A 14,517-nucleotide genomic window follows, 5' to 3' on the forward strand; every position below is an offset into this window, starting at 1 on the left:
TTTGTAATGCAGTAAACGCTTATGGATCTGTTTTTTGTAATTGCTTTATTAGTTATTGTCAGCGCGCTTTTTTCTTATTTAAACGCGCGCTTTATCAAGCTTCCCGGTACTATCGGGATAGTTTTGATAGCCACTATTGTTTCTATCGCCATTCTTATTGTTGATAAGCTCGACCCGGTATCGGCAAGATACTTAACCACCTTAGCCAAGAATATCGATTTTTCAAAGGTTGTGCTCAACATTATGCTGGGTTTCCTGCTTTTTTCAAGCGCGTTTAATCTTGATGGAAAAAAGCTGAAAAAAGAAATGCGACCTGTATTGGTGCTAAGCACCTTAGGTGTTATACTATCTACCGCTATTTTTGGTTTCCTGCTCTATTACCTTGCTCCGTTTTTTCATATCCACATGCCATTAATCTACTGCCTGTTATTTGGGGCATTAGTATCGCCAACAGATCCGGTGGCAGTATCGGCTATCGTAAAAAACTCCAAACTACCTGCCCACCTGGAAACCATTATATCCGGCGAATCGCTTTTTAATGATGGGGTAGGGCTGATCCTGTTTGTGATTCTATTAGAAATTACCCAGGTAGGCGAGCAAAATATAGAAGCCTCGAAGGTTTTACTGATGATCTTAAAAGAGGTGATCGGCGGCATTTTTGCCGGCGCGATATTGGGATATCTTGCCCAGCGGTTGATGAAATCGGTAAAGGATTTTCAAACTATAGTGTTGATCTCCCTGGCGCTGGTGATGGGCCTATCCGTGTTAGCCACCATATTTGAGTTTTCTATACCGCTATCCGTTGTAACAGCCGGGCTTTTTGCAGGTAGTCATTCTATAAACCAGGATAGTAAAGAGCGATCGCACGAGGCGTTGGAAAAATTCTGGCAATTGGTTGATGAAATGCTGAATACCATTTTGTTTGTGATGATAGGTTTGCAGCTCATCAATCTGCCATTTGTAAATAACTACTGGGTAACTGGCAGTATTTCCATTGTGTTGATATTGATAGCCCGCTGGCTAAGTATCACCCTTCCGCTTCCGTTTTTGCGACACTCATTAAAAGTTAACTATAGCAATATTAACGTAATGACCTGGGCTGGTTTAAGGGGAGGCATTTCTATCGCGCTGGCTTTAACCTTGCCCGATACGCCATACCGGCATTTGATCCTATCGGGGAGTTATTTTATCGTAATATTTTCTGTTATAGTGCAGGGCTTAACACTCAATGCCATGATCAATCGCGCTTCCAGGTTTATCGAATAAACTATTTTAGTTTCAACATGTAATTGGCGATTTCGATTTCGTGGGTGTCGGCGCTTTTACTTAAGGAGTTTATGATATTTTCCCGCTCTTCCTCAGTCCGGTTTTGACTCAGTTTTTGTTTGCCTTGCAGATCATCTACAATTATTTCAAAAGCTACTATTCCTTTCATCATTTTTTGTTTGAATTCGATAGCTAAATTATCCCATTGTTGCAGGTAACTTACTTCGTAATTACTGATAGTTTTGGATAAAAGGTTGGCTGTTTGTTCTTCTCCGGATAATAAGCTGGCCTTGCCGTAGGCATGCACGGCGATATAATTCCAGGTGGGTACATTGGTTTCCTTTGGATAATTTGCCGGCGAGATATAAGCGTGCGGCTCAGTAAAGATCACCAAAACAGTTTTATCTAAGAGCTGGGCGGCTTGTGGATTTGCTTTGGCGAAATGAGAAAGTAAAACTACCTTATCATCGCGCAGTTCAACCAAAAAGGGGAGATGAGTAGCTTCTGGAATCTCGTCACGAACTGTAATTATAGTGGCAAAACTATACCGCTGCATGAAACTGATGATCTCCTGTTGATTGGGGAATTGATTGAAGGCTGGTATGTACATAGGAAGGGTTTAGGATAACTTTAGAAGGTTTGAGAAATAGAAACATGTGTTCAAAACTCCATTATATGTCATTGCTTCGTTCCTCGCAATGACATGGTTTTATGGCGTTATACTCATATTAAAAGGTGCTATCTTGAAAAATTAGAAGCCTTTTTGTAAGTCACTATTTACAAACTTTCCAGCATCTGCTTTAATACAGCCTGCGCTGCCCAAACCCGGTTACCGGCTTCGTGTACCACAATGCTGTTTGGGCCGTCTAAAATCTCATCAGATAACTCCAAATTACGGCGAACAGGCAGGCAATGCATCACTTTGGCATCGTTGGTTGCCTTTAGTTTTTCATTGGTCAGCATCCATTCTTCGTGTTTACCTAAAATATTACCGTAAGGCTCATAAGCCGACCAGTTTTTTACATAGATAAAATCAGCACCTGATAAAGCCTCATCCTGGTTATATGAAATTGCTGCCCCCTGCGTAAAATCGGCACAAAGTTCATACCCCTTAGGCTGTACTATGGTAAAATCAACATCGGCTTTGCACATCCATTCGGAAAAGGAGTTGGGTACGGCCTGCGGTAATGGTTTAATATGTGGTGCCCATGTTAAAACAACCTTAGGGCGGGCTGTCTTCTTTAATTCTGTTATGGTAACCAAATCGGCCAGACTCTGCAAAGGATGACGTGTGGCCGATTCCAGGCTCACAACGGGCACTTTACAAAACTCCACAAATTTGTTAAATATCATCTCGCTATAATCCTCTTCACGATTCCTTAAACCAGGGAACGAGCGCACGCCAATAATATCGGCATACTGACCCATAACGCCTGCTGCCTCGCGGATGTGTTCAACGGTTGTACCGTCCATGATCACGCCGTCGCGCAACTCTAAAGCCCATCCTTCTTTATCGATATTAAGCACCATCACATTCATCCCCAGGTTAAGGGCTGCTTTTTGGGTACTCATACGCGTACGTAAGCTTGGGTTTAAAAACACTAAGGCAAGCGTTTTATTTTTACCCAGCTGCTGGTGCGCAAAAGGATTTTGCTTAAGTGCCAATGCTTCTTTTACAAGAGCATCAATATCGGTAACGTCATTTACAGAAGAGAACAGTTTCATGAGCTATTTATCTTACGTTATAATATTTATTTAAAGTCTCCCCCTTCAGGGGGAGATTTAGAGGGGGCTATTGATTTAAAACACTAACAAAGGCTTCCAAAAACCTATCGGCATGGGCTTTAGTTAAGTTTAAGGCCGGTAATAACCTAACCACGTTTGGTTTAGCCTCACCGGTAAAAATATGATGTTTAAATAAAAGTTCTTTGCGGGCATGAGCAAGTTCTTCAGGTAATTCGATGCCTATCATCAAACCACGACCTCTAACTTCTTTTACCTGCTCTAATTTTTTAAGCTCTTTGATCAGGTAACCACCAACTTCTGCCGCGTTTTGCATCAGGTTATCCTGCTCCATCACTTCTAACACCGCTAAACCGGCTGCGCAAGCCAAATGGTTGCCGCCAAAAGTAGTACCTAACATGCCATAAGAAGGCTGTATTTTAGGCGATATGATAATGCCCCCAACCGGGAATCCATTACCCATACCTTTAGCCATGCTGTAAATATCGGCATCTACACCGGCAAAATCCTGTGAGAAAAACTTACCGGTACGGCCGTAACCGCACTGAACAGAATCGGCAATAAAAACAGCATTATACTCATCGCAAAGTGAACGAATTTTTTGCAAAAAGCTTTCTGGTGCTACCTGGATACCACCGACACCCTGGATGCCTTCGATAATGACAGATGAAATTTCGTTTTCGGCAAATGCTTGTGCCAAAGCAGCTTCATCGGCCCAGGGTAAAAATATAACGTTATCGGTTTGGTTAACCGGTGCAACAATCTTAGGATTATCTGTAACAGCAACAGCTAAAGACGTACGCCCGTGAAATGCCTTGGTAAAGGCGATAACTTTCTTTTTGCCATTGTAAAATGACGCCAGTTTTAAGGCATTCTCATTAGCTTCGGCACCGGAATTACAAAGAAATAACTGATAATCTTCTTTACCAGAAACCTTTCCCAATTTTGCAGCAAGCTCTTTTTGGATAGGGATCTCGATAGAATTAGAGTAAAAGCCCAACTGGTGTAACTGGTCTTCTAATCTTTTTACATAATGCGGGTGGGTGTGGCCAATAGAGATAACAGCGTGACCGCCATACATATCAAGGTATTCGGTGTCTTGGCTGTCATAAACTAAACTGCCAAGCCCCCGGGTGATGTTTATATTATTGATTGGGTATACGTCGAATAATTTCATTTTGGATTAGATCTTAAAATTTACATACTAAATTGATAACAGGTTACGGATGTGGCTCGCGGCTTAAAAGCCGGTCGCCTTAAGTCGTAGTCCTGCGCGCTCGTCCAAGCCAAACATTAAGTTCATGTTTTGTACCGCCTGGCCCGAAGCGCCTTTTAGTAAGTTATCCATTATGCTGATAATGAATATTTTATTATCGTGTTTTTTTACTTGTATAAAGCACTTGTTGGTGTTTACTATCTGTTTCAAATCGATATTACGACTGGTTACATGTGTAAACGGATGACCATCGTAATAACTTTGATAAAGCGCTAAAGCTTCTTCCTCGCTTAAATCACTCTCGGTATACATGGATGCAATTATTCCCCTGGTAAAATCGCCGCGATAAGGGATAAAATTGATGGCCTTGCCAAAATCAGGTTGTAACTGTTTTAACGACTGTCCTATCTCATTTAAATGCTGATGATTAAATGCTTTGTAAACAGATAGGTTGTCATTTCGCCAGGTAAAATGAGAGGTTGCCGCCAAACTCTGACCAGCTCCGGTAGAGCCAGTTGTGGCAGTGATATGCACCTCGTTATTTAACAATCCTTTCGAGGCCAAAGGTAACAAACCCAGCTGTAGGCAAGTAGCAAAACAACCCGGGTTAGCTATATTTTCAGCTGTTTTAATAGCATCTCTGTTTAATTCCGGCAAGCCGTAAGTGAAGTTTTTGGTTTTAAATTTTGAATTTTGATTTAAACGGAAATCCTGACTAAGATCGATGATCCTTATGTTATCCGGGATCTCATTTGCATCCAAAAACTTTTTGGCATCACCATGACCTACGCAAAGAAAAAGTACATCTACATCCGCAGTAAATTCGGCAGCGAATTTTAGTTCGGTATCACCAAACAGATCGGTGTGTACTTCGTAAATATAATTACCCGCGTTACTGTTGCTGTGCACAAAAGCAATGTCTACATCAGGGTGATTAATCAGGATCCGCAGCATTTCGCCGCCGGTATATCCCGCTCCACCTATGATTCCCACTTTAATTTTATTTGATGTTGATCCTGTCATTATTGGTTGATGGATATGAGTATAAAATAAACTCCAGGTCGCTCCGGTCGTTATTGCTGATGAAGTGTTTTTGACCTGGTAATATCTCGATGCCTTGCTCTGGTTTTAAAACGCTTGTTTCGCCATCAATAGAGAATGTTGCCCGTCCTTTCAAAATAAAGAATAACTGTGTTGCTTTTTCGTGGTAATGCAATTGTTCGGCAGTATCTGGAGGCATTAGTTCCTGTTTTACAGATAATGCTTCTGTATCAATAAAAGTCCAGCCGTGGCAATCATCGCCCCAGTTATAATGCTTCAGGCATTCTCCTTTTGAAAAGGTTGTGTTGATCATTTGCTTTCGCCGTTTACTTTATGATAGATCATTACCTGGTTACCAAAGATCTTGGAGAAGCCTTTAACATCTTCGCCACTCCAGGAGTTATTCATTTCGCCATAGCTGCCAAATTTGTTCGACATCAGATCATGGTCAGATTCGATACCAATCACCTGGAAGCGGTATGGATGTAACTGAACAAACACTTTACCGCTTACGTTTGTCTGGGTATCGCTCAAAAAGGCTTCCATGTTACGCATAATCGGGTCATGGAACTGGCCTTCATGTAGCCAGTTACCGTAGAAAGCCGAAAGCTGGTCTTTCCATGATAATTGCCATTTGGTTAGCACGTGTTTCTCCAAAGTATGGTGAGCTTTAATGATCACCATTGGCGCGGCTGCTTCAAAACCTACGCGACCTTTAATACCTATAATAGTATCACCAACGTGAATATCCCTGCCAATGCCGTAAGGCTGCGCTATAGCCTGTAAAGCCTGGATAGCTTTGGTAGGGTGATCATATTTTTCGTCGTTTATGCCAACCAATTCGCCTTTTTCAAAAGTAAGCACAAGGTCTTTTACTTCAGATTCGGTTACCTGTGTAGGCCATGCCTCTTCTGGTAAACCCAGGTTAGATGTTAAAGTTTCTTTACCACCTACAGATGTTCCCCAAATGCCTTTATTAATTGAATATTTTGCTTTTTCGAAGTTCATATCCACACCATGATCTTTCAGGTATTGGATCTCGGCTTCCCGGCTCAATTTTAAATCACGGATAGGGGTGATGATCTTAACTTCAGGCACCAGGATGTTAAAGATCATATCAAAACGCACCTGGTCGTTACCGGCACCGGTGCTGCCGTGGGCAACAAATTCGGCACCAATTTCTTTAGCGTAGTTGGCAATGGCAGTGGCCTGGCTAACACGCTCGGCACTTACCGAAAGTGGGTAGGTATTGTTTTTTAATACATTACCATAAATCAAAAAGCGAACACAGGTATCGTAAAAGTTTTTAGTTTCATCAACCACATGGTGTGATGTAACGCCCATTTTGTAAGCGCGCTCTTCAACTCCTTTTAGTTCTTCGTCGCTAAAGCCGCCGGTATTAACAATAACCGAGTGTACTTCATAACCCAAATCCTGTGTTAAATATATACAGCAAAATGAGGTGTCTAATCCGCCGCTGTATGCTAATACTACTTTTTTCTTCATGTTTTTGTTAGCTTAAAGCTGAAAGCAAAAGGCTCAAAGCTTTTTATATTTTCAAAATGTATTTTTATTCAGTAATGATTCTTTAACCTTTATCCTTTCACCTCTTATTAATCGTGGTGAATCCGTTTCTTGATTGCGTTTTCGATGCGCTCCAATAATGTGGCTTTGTGCGTAATGCGTTTCATTTTTTCTTCGTCCTGCTTTAGCTTTTCGGCCGGATCAAATAGCATTGCCGTGCACATGCAGTTTTTACGGCCTTTGCTCATCAGGATATCGTAGTTTACGCAGCTTTTGCAGCCTGCCCAAAAGTTTTCGTCCTGGGTAAGCTCAGAATAGGTTACCGGTTCGTAACCTATATCAGAATTGATGCGCATTACGGCTAAGCCGGTTGTAAGGCCGAATATTTTGGCTTCGGGATATTTTTTACGTGAAAGCTGAAAAATGGCATGCTTAATAGCCTTTGCCAAACCAACTTTACGAAAGTTAGGATTAACAATAAGGCCGGAATTGGCCACGAAATCGCCGTGGCTCCAGGTTTCAATGTAGCAAAAACCCGCCCAGGTACCGTCTTTATGTAAAGCGATAACTGCCTTGCCTTCCAGCATTTTGTTGGCAACATATTCAGGTGATCGTTGTGCTATACCTGTTCCGCGTGCTTTGGCCGATTCGGCCATTTCATCGCATATCATTGGGGCAAAATCAACGTGTTGTGCTGTAGCAACCTGAATATCAAAATCTTGTATGGTCATTTAAATAGATGATTACCGTTAAATTAATTGGCTTTTGATGGCCTTAGTAATTAGATGGCTTTTTTAAAAGAAGTTTAATAACCTCTTTTTGTTTGAGGGTTTAGGAGAGTATATTAATTCAAACCCGGGGCATATAGGTCCTTCGTCGTGAAGGGCAGAATAAAAAAACAGTTGAACCCAAAGCAGCGGCAGCCGGAGCAAATTTTGCTCTTATTGCGGGCTTATTTAAGCTTGGTTGATTCATTTTTTGTTGGTATTACTGTGTTTTTAATTTGGGTGCAAATTAGGCCATAAATTTTTACTTATACAAGAAAAAAGTTACAATATAATATAAAGATCAGCTTATCATTACATGAGCTTGAAAATCGTGAAAAACTTTTTAAAGCTGATAGTGACAACTAAACTATAACCTGCGGGTATTTTGACGTTATCATGCCGCATCCTTTTGCGTTACCAAACTCATATCTACAATGACCAAACTAAACCTTTTCATCATTTTTAATAAGTTTTGAAGCACAAGAAACTATCTCTTGGAAACAATATCTTTCAAAATCATCTCAGCATGAATACGGGAGTTTTCGATGAACCAAAGATGGGTATCCAGTCCGCCGCAAACTACGCCGGCAAGGTAAAGACCTGGCAGGTTGGTTTCCATAGTTTCGGGGTTGTATTGAGGAGCGAATTTATCTTCAGATAATATGATCCCTATTTTTCTTAGGAACCCGAAATTTGGTTTATAACCTGTCATCGCCATTACAAAATCATTGGGAATGGTAATAAGTCCATCTGGTGTTTGGATGTCAACCTCAAATTCGCGGATGGCTTCAAGATAGGAGTTGAAATAGGCTTTAATACTGCCTTCTTTAATGCGGTTGATAATATCCGGGCGTACCCAGTATTTTACACGACTGCTGATTTCTGGCCCGCGTACTACAATGGTTACTTCGGCACCTTTGCGGTAGGTTTCCAGGGCAACATCAATAGCAGAGTTGCTTGAACCTACTACCACTACTTTTTGCGAAGTGTAATAATGCGGGTCCTGGTAATAGTGTTTTACTTTGGGCAAGTCTTCGCCGGGGATATCTAACTTGACAGCTATATCATAAAACCCGGTTGATACGATCACTTTTTTTGACTGGTACGTGGCCTTACTTGTGGTAACGGTGTATGTTTCGCCCTCGGCTTTTACATTGGTTACTTCTTCAAACAAATGAAGAGGCAGGTTATTTGACAATGCTACGCGACGGTAGTACTCCAATGCGTCATTACGGGTTGGTTTGTTATGAACGGTTACAAAAGGTACTCCGCCAATCTCCAGCTTCTCGGAAGTGGAGAAAAAAGTCATGGTAGAAGGATAGTTATATAACGAATTTACGAGGCAACCCTTTTCGACAATAACAAAACTTAAACCGGCTTTTTGCGCTGCTAATCCGCAGGCCAATCCTATAGGGCCGCCACCTATAATAAGTATATCGAGCATAGTGCGAAGATAGGCAGTTTTTGAGAGAGATGTACTATGTGAAGCTTGTGGGCTTTGTTTTATCTGTCAGGCTAAAGCTACCAACAATATGGCAATAATTGCCGGCAACGCCTGGGTGAAAAATATTCTTTTTGAGGCAGATATCGCTCCATACACTCCGGCCACAATTACACAAGTTAAAAAGAAGCAGGCAATATTTTTTTGCCACAACGGATCTGAAATAAAAAGGCTCCAGATTAGGCCTGCCGCCAGGAAACCATTATATAGTCCCTGGTTAGCTGCTAAGCCTTTGGTTGGTTTGAACAATGTTTCGGGTAAGGCTCCTTTAAATACCTTTTTTCCGGTTGTTTCCCATGCAAACATTTCCATCCACAAAATAAAAACATGTTCAAATGCTACCAGTGCTGTAAATATTTTGGCTAATAATGGTGTGATGTTTTCCATAAACGGATTTCGGCTTATTGTAAGATTATATTTAATATGGCAGGTTAAATATACTATTCTGGCGGGGAGTTAAGCGCGTTTTATTATTTAATGTTATTAATCGGAGGAGGTGCGGTGTTGGTTACCGTGCGTTTAGTTAAGCACTCCTAAACATTACATGTAATCAGGAAAAATATAGGCGCAAAAAAAAGGGTAAGCTACTTTTATCGCGCCGCTCAACTCTCTACCCTTGCTGTGTTCCCACCCTGGGGGAGTTCAAGAGGAGCTGGCCGTAAAAGACTTACCCCGGGGCAAATATAGAAAAATGATGCGTTTTTGGTTAATAAATTGTTAAAAAACGTAAGTTGCTATTGGTTAGGGTGATATGTTTATTTTAGCTGTAAATATGCTCAACACTTATTTACGCAACCGCCATTTTTCTGTCGAAAGGGATCTTTTTATACACCTTATAGGCCTCAAATTTATTGTCGGTACCGTTTTCTAATATGGTTATGCCGTCGGCTAAAAACGCGTCTTTGTAATTGATTTTTACAAAATGTGGCCAAAGTTTGTCAAATGCTTCTACCGGAATTTTGCGGGCAATGGTAATGTGTGGCACAAGCGTTTTAATCATTAACAGGGCTTTGATCGCATTAAACCAGTCGGTGGTTTCTTTGCCTAATTCTATCTCGGCGTAAATGGTTTTAAAGTTTGAGCCGTGCGAAAAAAAGTTGAAGCCGGTTATCCTGATTTCATGAGTAGTAATTGAACGCCTGATTATAAAATCTACCATATCATAAAAAGGCCCTATAATCCGGGGCTTTTGCGAAATAGGGTCAATCTCGTCCCTGATCACATCTAAAGTAATATGCGCGCGGGCGTGAAGGCCCTGGAATTTGCCTATATGGTTAAAGCAGGCCCGCTTAAAGGCGTTTATTTTTATATCGACGCGATCTGGCGGGGATAGCACCGTAAGATAATATTTGGCACTCATCTTAATTTTTAAAACAGGCTTATTTGCTGGCTAACCGCCGAATAACTCTTTTTCGCTCTCATTAAATAATCACGATAAACATCGGTCAGCGAATCTGCTGATCCTTTAAACTCAAATTCGCGATACATTTGTGAGCCAGACCGTGCCTGATTTTTTAAGATCGTAAATCGCGACGACACGAATTTTATGTTCAGCTCTCTTTTTTGAAAATTGGGCCAAAGTATATTGAATTGTTCGGGCGTAATACCGCGGGCAATGGTGATGTGCGGTGTATCGCTGCTTTTACCTACAATATCCCACAAAAGTTTAAGCCAGTATTTATTATGATCGGCCATTTTTAGCCTGGCGTAAATGGTTTTATTATAGCCATTGCTTTCGTTAAAGCAATCAAAGCCGTCTATCTCAAACACAATGGCGGGTAAAAGGCTCAATCTTCGTTCAAACATCGAAAAGCCATGATCATGTATATAGGTATTTTGTTTTGGATAATTATTAATAGTGATGTGCGGTTTTGACAACATGCCGGGATAATCGCCAATGACGCGTTTTGCTTCATTTTTCAACCTGATAATCTCGTAATTAACATGATCTGGCAGGGATAGCACAAAATGAAAAAATGTTGGGTTCATAACGCTGATTATTAAATTGTTTAAAATAAATTGATCTGGTCCGGGTCGGCTATGTCAATGCGGCCGGCTTCAATATTCTCGGCACCGATAAAACCGGCCTGGTTTTTAAAACTGAACGATTTGAAAAACTCCCATTTGGCATAGGCATCAAACGTATCGCGCTTAACAACCATTAAGGCGCTGATCCAAAATGGTTCAACCAGTTTTTTATGCTTAAAATGGGGCCATAACTGGTTAAAGTCGCTTTCGGGAATGTTGCGTACCACGGTAATATGTGGCACTAAATTCTTTTTGATCTTTAGCTTTTTCTTCAACTGGTTAAACCATTCGTCAGTTGCCGGGGTGGACCGGATATTGCCGTATATGGTCATTTTTTTATGCAGATGAGTAAAATAGCCGAAGCCATCCCAATGTAACAGCACAGGCGGCAGCTGGGCCAGGGTTTGTTCCATTAACAATAGATTCTTATCGGCCATGAAGGGCTTTTGACGTTCCCTATGCAGGATAGAAATATGAGCCGGCGAATTCATGCTTTGATAATCGCCAATAACTTTTGCCGAGGCTTTTTTATAGCGCGTTATTTCATGTTTGATAGCCTCTGGTGGCGAAAGCAACATTAAATAGTCCTCATACATCGTCATTGCACTCATTTTTAATTCACTTCAAATTTGCTAATAAAATTAGCAAAATGTCAAATTTATTTTCATATTTGTTGCATGGATCAAAAAGTGAGTTGGGTAAAGTAACTTTTAATGGCTCAATAATATGAAAGAAGAAACTAAAGGAAATATCTTGATTTACAGAACCCCTATTGGGGCGACAGAAATACAGGTTGACTTGCATGACGAAACTTTATGGTTAACTCAAAAACAGATATCAGAGTTGTTCCAGGTCGGAGTAGACAATATCAATGTCCACTTAAAAAATATTTATACAAGTGGTGAATTGCAGGAAAAAGGAACTATTGAAAAAAATTCAATAGTTCAAAAAGAGGGAAAGAGAAATGTAAAAAGGGAGGTTAATTTTTATAATCTCGATGTTATTTTATCTATTGGTTATCGGGTAAATTCTATTCAGGGAACGCATTTCAGGATTTGGGCCACTCAGAAATTAAAAGAATACATCATTAAAGGTTTTGTATTGGATGACGCAAAGCTAAAGGGGACAAAGTCTAATTACTTTGATGAATTATATGAAAGAGTACGTTCAATTAGGTTTTCTGAAAGAAACCTTTACACCAAAGTAAAAGATATATTTTCGATGACAAGTTTAGATTACGAGTCGAGTTCTGAAGTCGCTATGACCTTTTTTGCATCTATTCAAAACATGTTTCATTATGCAATACATGGCCATACCGCATCTGAACTGATAAAACAACGGGCTGACGGATACAAAAACAATATGGGTTTATACACCTGGAGTGGCAGTGAAATAAGCAGGAAAGATGTTATTGTGGCAAAGAATTATCTTGATGAGCTTGAATTAAAAAGATTGGAGCTTCTGTCTGAGCAGTTTTTGTCATTTGCAGAGTTACAAAGTATCGAAAAAAGGCCTATGTATATGGCCGCTTGGGTTAGCAAACTAATTGATTTTCTGAAATTGAACGATAAGCCAATTTTAACAACTCATGGCAAAGTCAGCGCGGAGGTAGGAAAACAAATAGCATTGAAGGAGTTTGACAGATTTAATGACCAGTTAAAAGAACAAACCCTGGGATTGGAAAGGTTTGTAAATAAAAAGGCTATAGAGACGAATTTTCAAGACGAAGAAAATCAAATTGAATAATAGTAATGGATCAAAAGCGGCATATCGTACATATCGATCTGGATTCATTCTTTGTATCGGTTGAGCGCAAATTTAACCCGGCGCTTATTGGCAAGCCCGTGTTGATAGGCGGCTCGGCAGAGAGGGGCGTGGTGGCATCGTGCAGTTATGAGGCGCGCAAGTTTGGTATCCACTCGGCCATGCCTATGAAACAGGCCATGAAGTTGTGCCCCGAGGCTATCATTGTGCGTGGCACGCATGGGCGCTATTCCGATGCCTCACGTGAGGTTACCGAGATCATTCATGATGCTGTGCCGTTATACCAGAAAACTTCGGTAGATGAGTTCTACATCGATCTTACGGGTATGGATCGGTTTTATGATTGCTTTAAAATGGCCTGCGATTTGCGCCAGCGGGTGATCAGGGAAACGGGCTTGCCTATCTCGTTCGGGATGGCATCGGGCAAAACCGTTGCTAAAATGGCTACCAATGCCGCCAAGCCTAACGGACAGCTTTGGATAAAACATGGGGAGGAATTAAAATTCCTGGCACCGCTACCCATCAGCAAAATTCCGGGTTTGGGCGAAAGTACCAGCCAAAAACTATATCAGTATGGTATCGAAAAAATTGGCGATCTGCAACGCACCAATATCAAATTCCTGGAAACCGTTTTTGGTAAAATGGGTATCTTTCTTTGGGAAAAGGCACATGGTATTGATCATAACGAGATTGTACCACATTCAGATCGTAAATCGATCTCGACCGAACGTACCTTTGACATCAACGTGAACGACCATCGCACGCTGGAAAGCATACTGGTATCCATGACGGAGGAACTTTCATCCAAACTCCGCCGCGAAAATAAGCTGGCATCCTGCCTGGCTATCAAAATCCGTTATGCCAATTTTGAAACCCATACCCAGCAACAAAAAATAGCCCTTACCGCGGCCGAGCACATTTTATTGCCCGGCATCAAGAACTTGCTTAAAAAGGCCTGGAACCAGCATCGGCCCATCAGGCTGATAGGAGTGAGGCTTAGCAACCTGGCCAGCGGCCGCTACCAGATCAACCTGTTTGAAGATAATGAAGAACGCATCCGCCTTTACCAGGCTATGGATAACATCAACTTTAAATTTGGCGATAAAACTATCTGTAGGGCCGCGGGTATGGATATTGGTACCCGAAATTTTAATCCGTTTATGAGGGGGTAGCCTCATCCAACCCTCTCCAAGCTACCGTGTACCCACATTTTTTTGTTAAAAGAAAATGTCATTTCGAACGATCAAGCGCGGGGGGAAAGCAGTGCTGCGAGGAGAAATCTTGTACGCCTTGCATGGCCGAATGTCCGCTTTTACAAGATTTTTCGCTGCGCTCAAGAGAGAGTTTCTCCTCACCTCCGGCGCGCAACCCTACCGGCTCGTTCGAAATAACAACGTTTTTTGTTAATGATATGACTCTGAAAAGATGTGGGTACACGGTAGCACTCCAAGGGAGAGGGCTTTTTAATTTTGTAAGTCTTTTAGTTTTTATATAATGATTTGTTGCCTTATCAGAGAAATCGCGTTTAACATTTTCGCATAAGGTAAGATTTTTCTAATGAGCACAATAGGTAGAGGCCGTATCATAATTCAAATGATGCGGCCTCTATGTTTGCAACGTATTGGCTCCATGTTTATCTGTTTTCGTTGAATTTCTCAGCAAGGAGT

Annotated in this window: 15 protein-coding genes and 1 other RNA gene; 3 read left to right on the forward strand and 13 right to left on the reverse strand. The window is 41.2% G+C overall.

Features of this window, described 5'->3' with window-relative positions:
• Positions 1-21: 21 nt before the first annotated feature.
• Entirely contained in the window at positions 22-1,266 is a 1,245-nt protein-coding gene (locus FHS10_RS19050) for a cation:proton antiporter (RefSeq protein ID WP_259093496.1), read from the forward strand.
• A gap of 1 nt (position 1,267) precedes the next feature.
• Here FHS10_RS19050 and FHS10_RS19055 read toward each other — a convergent pair whose 3' ends face one another.
• The 13 genes from FHS10_RS19055 to FHS10_RS19115 form a co-directional block, all read right to left on the reverse strand.
• Positions 1,268-1,876 carry an FMN-binding negative transcriptional regulator gene (locus FHS10_RS19055; protein WP_259093498.1) on the reverse strand — a complete coding sequence of 203 codons (609 nt, stop codon included), beginning with the start codon at positions 1,874-1,876 and terminating at the stop codon, positions 1,268-1,270.
• A 167-nt stretch (positions 1,877-2,043) separates the two neighbouring features.
• The gene (locus FHS10_RS19060; protein ID WP_259093500.1) at positions 2,044-2,991 is read right to left on the reverse strand and encodes an N-acetylornithine carbamoyltransferase; all 948 of its coding nucleotides are present in this window, start codon (positions 2,989-2,991) and stop codon (positions 2,044-2,046) included.
• Positions 2,992-3,058: 67 nt separating this feature from the next.
• Complete coding sequence (locus FHS10_RS19065) at positions 3,059-4,186, reverse strand: aspartate aminotransferase family protein (protein WP_259093502.1); 1,128 nt, start codon at positions 4,184-4,186, stop codon at positions 3,059-3,061.
• 63 nt (positions 4,187-4,249) lie between these two features.
• Positions 4,250-5,248, reverse strand: coding sequence for an N-acetyl-gamma-glutamyl-phosphate reductase (gene argC, locus FHS10_RS19070; RefSeq protein ID WP_259093504.1), 999 nt, complete (start codon positions 5,246-5,248; stop codon positions 4,250-4,252).
• Positions 5,226-5,579 carry a cupin domain-containing protein gene (locus FHS10_RS19075; RefSeq protein ID WP_259093506.1) on the reverse strand — a complete coding sequence of 118 codons (354 nt, stop codon included), beginning with the start codon at positions 5,577-5,579 and terminating at the stop codon, positions 5,226-5,228. Before FHS10_RS19075 ends, argC begins: the two co-directional genes overlap by 23 nt.
• Complete coding sequence (argG, locus tag FHS10_RS19080; protein ID WP_259093509.1) at positions 5,576-6,772, reverse strand: argininosuccinate synthase; 1,197 nt, start codon at positions 6,770-6,772, stop codon at positions 5,576-5,578. Before argG ends, FHS10_RS19075 begins: the two co-directional genes overlap by 4 nt.
• 107 nt (positions 6,773-6,879) lie before the next feature.
• Positions 6,880-7,521: a GNAT family N-acetyltransferase gene (locus FHS10_RS19085; protein ID WP_259093512.1), complete on the reverse strand. Its 642-nt coding sequence runs from the start codon at positions 7,519-7,521 to the stop codon at positions 6,880-6,882.
• A gap of 523 nt (positions 7,522-8,044) precedes the next feature.
• Complete coding sequence (locus tag FHS10_RS19090) at positions 8,045-9,001, reverse strand: YpdA family putative bacillithiol disulfide reductase (RefSeq protein WP_259093514.1); 957 nt, start codon at positions 8,999-9,001, stop codon at positions 8,045-8,047.
• Between the two features lie 66 nt (positions 9,002-9,067).
• Positions 9,068-9,445, reverse strand: coding sequence for a DUF1304 domain-containing protein (locus FHS10_RS19095; protein WP_259093517.1), 378 nt, complete (start codon positions 9,443-9,445; stop codon positions 9,068-9,070).
• A 187-nt stretch (positions 9,446-9,632) separates the two neighbouring features.
• Positions 9,633-9,731: signal recognition particle sRNA small type (ffs, locus tag FHS10_RS19100), an RNA gene on the reverse strand.
• Positions 9,732-9,845: 114 nt separating this feature from the next.
• On the reverse strand, positions 9,846-10,418 hold the full coding sequence (locus tag FHS10_RS19105) for a 2'-5' RNA ligase family protein (protein WP_259093520.1): 573 nt from the start codon (positions 10,416-10,418) through the stop codon (positions 9,846-9,848).
• Between the two features lie 8 nt (positions 10,419-10,426).
• A complete protein-coding gene (locus FHS10_RS19110; RefSeq protein WP_259093522.1) occupies positions 10,427-11,047 on the reverse strand; it encodes a 2'-5' RNA ligase family protein in 621 nt (206 codons plus the stop codon).
• A gap of 20 nt (positions 11,048-11,067) precedes the next feature.
• Positions 11,068-11,688 (reverse strand): 2'-5' RNA ligase family protein, encoded by a 621-nt coding sequence (locus tag FHS10_RS19115; RefSeq protein WP_259093525.1) that lies wholly within the window; start codon positions 11,686-11,688, stop codon positions 11,068-11,070.
• 124 nt (positions 11,689-11,812) lie between these two features.
• Here FHS10_RS19115 and rhuM point away from each other — a divergent pair, with 124 nt between their 5' ends.
• Positions 11,813-12,832 carry a RhuM family protein gene (gene rhuM, locus FHS10_RS19120; protein ID WP_259093527.1) on the forward strand — a complete coding sequence of 340 codons (1,020 nt, stop codon included), beginning with the start codon at positions 11,813-11,815 and terminating at the stop codon, positions 12,830-12,832.
• A 5-nt stretch (positions 12,833-12,837) separates the two neighbouring features.
• On the forward strand, positions 12,838-14,022 hold the full coding sequence (dinB, locus tag FHS10_RS19125) for a DNA polymerase IV (protein WP_259093530.1): 1,185 nt from the start codon (positions 12,838-12,840) through the stop codon (positions 14,020-14,022).
• The last annotated feature ends 495 nt before the right edge of the window (positions 14,023-14,517 follow it).

The sequence above is a fragment of the Mucilaginibacter dorajii genome (assembly GCF_024808255.1).
In the GTDB taxonomy this organism is placed as follows: Bacteria; Bacteroidota; Bacteroidia; order Sphingobacteriales; family Sphingobacteriaceae; genus Mucilaginibacter; species Mucilaginibacter dorajii.

Bases quoted from the DNA above. Each gene is read 5' to 3' on its own strand.
- argC (WP_259093504.1), bottom strand. From the start codon at position 5,248: ATGACAGGATCAACATCAAATAAAATTAAAGTGGGAATCATAGGTGGA.
- FHS10_RS19055 (WP_259093498.1), bottom strand. From the start codon at position 1,876: ATGTACATACCAGCCTTCAATCAATTCCCCAATCAACAGGAGATCATC.
- dinB (WP_259093530.1), top strand. From the start codon at position 12,838: ATGGATCAAAAGCGGCATATCGTACATATCGATCTGGATTCATTCTTT.
- FHS10_RS19095 (WP_259093517.1), bottom strand. From the start codon at position 9,445: ATGGAAAACATCACACCATTATTAGCCAAAATATTTACAGCACTGGTA.
- FHS10_RS19110 (WP_259093522.1), bottom strand. From the start codon at position 11,047: ATGAACCCAACATTTTTTCATTTTGTGCTATCCCTGCCAGATCATGTT.
- FHS10_RS19090 (WP_259093514.1), bottom strand. From the start codon at position 9,001: ATGCTCGATATACTTATTATAGGTGGCGGCCCTATAGGATTGGCCTGC.
- FHS10_RS19085 (WP_259093512.1), bottom strand. From the start codon at position 7,521: ATGACCATACAAGATTTTGATATTCAGGTTGCTACAGCACAACACGTT.
- FHS10_RS19065 (WP_259093502.1), bottom strand. From the start codon at position 4,186: ATGAAATTATTCGACGTATACCCAATCAATAATATAAACATCACCCGG.
- FHS10_RS19060 (WP_259093500.1), bottom strand. From the start codon at position 2,991: ATGAAACTGTTCTCTTCTGTAAATGACGTTACCGATATTGATGCTCTT.
- FHS10_RS19115 (WP_259093525.1), bottom strand. From the start codon at position 11,688: ATGACGATGTATGAGGACTATTTAATGTTGCTTTCGCCACCAGAGGCT.
- rhuM (WP_259093527.1), top strand. From the start codon at position 11,813: ATGAAAGAAGAAACTAAAGGAAATATCTTGATTTACAGAACCCCTATT.
- argG (WP_259093509.1), bottom strand. From the start codon at position 6,772: ATGAAGAAAAAAGTAGTATTAGCATACAGCGGCGGATTAGACACCTCA.
- FHS10_RS19075 (WP_259093506.1), bottom strand. From the start codon at position 5,579: ATGATCAACACAACCTTTTCAAAAGGAGAATGCCTGAAGCATTATAAC.
- FHS10_RS19050 (WP_259093496.1), top strand. From the start codon at position 22: ATGGATCTGTTTTTTGTAATTGCTTTATTAGTTATTGTCAGCGCGCTT.
- FHS10_RS19105 (WP_259093520.1), bottom strand. From the start codon at position 10,418: ATGAGTGCCAAATATTATCTTACGGTGCTATCCCCGCCAGATCGCGTC.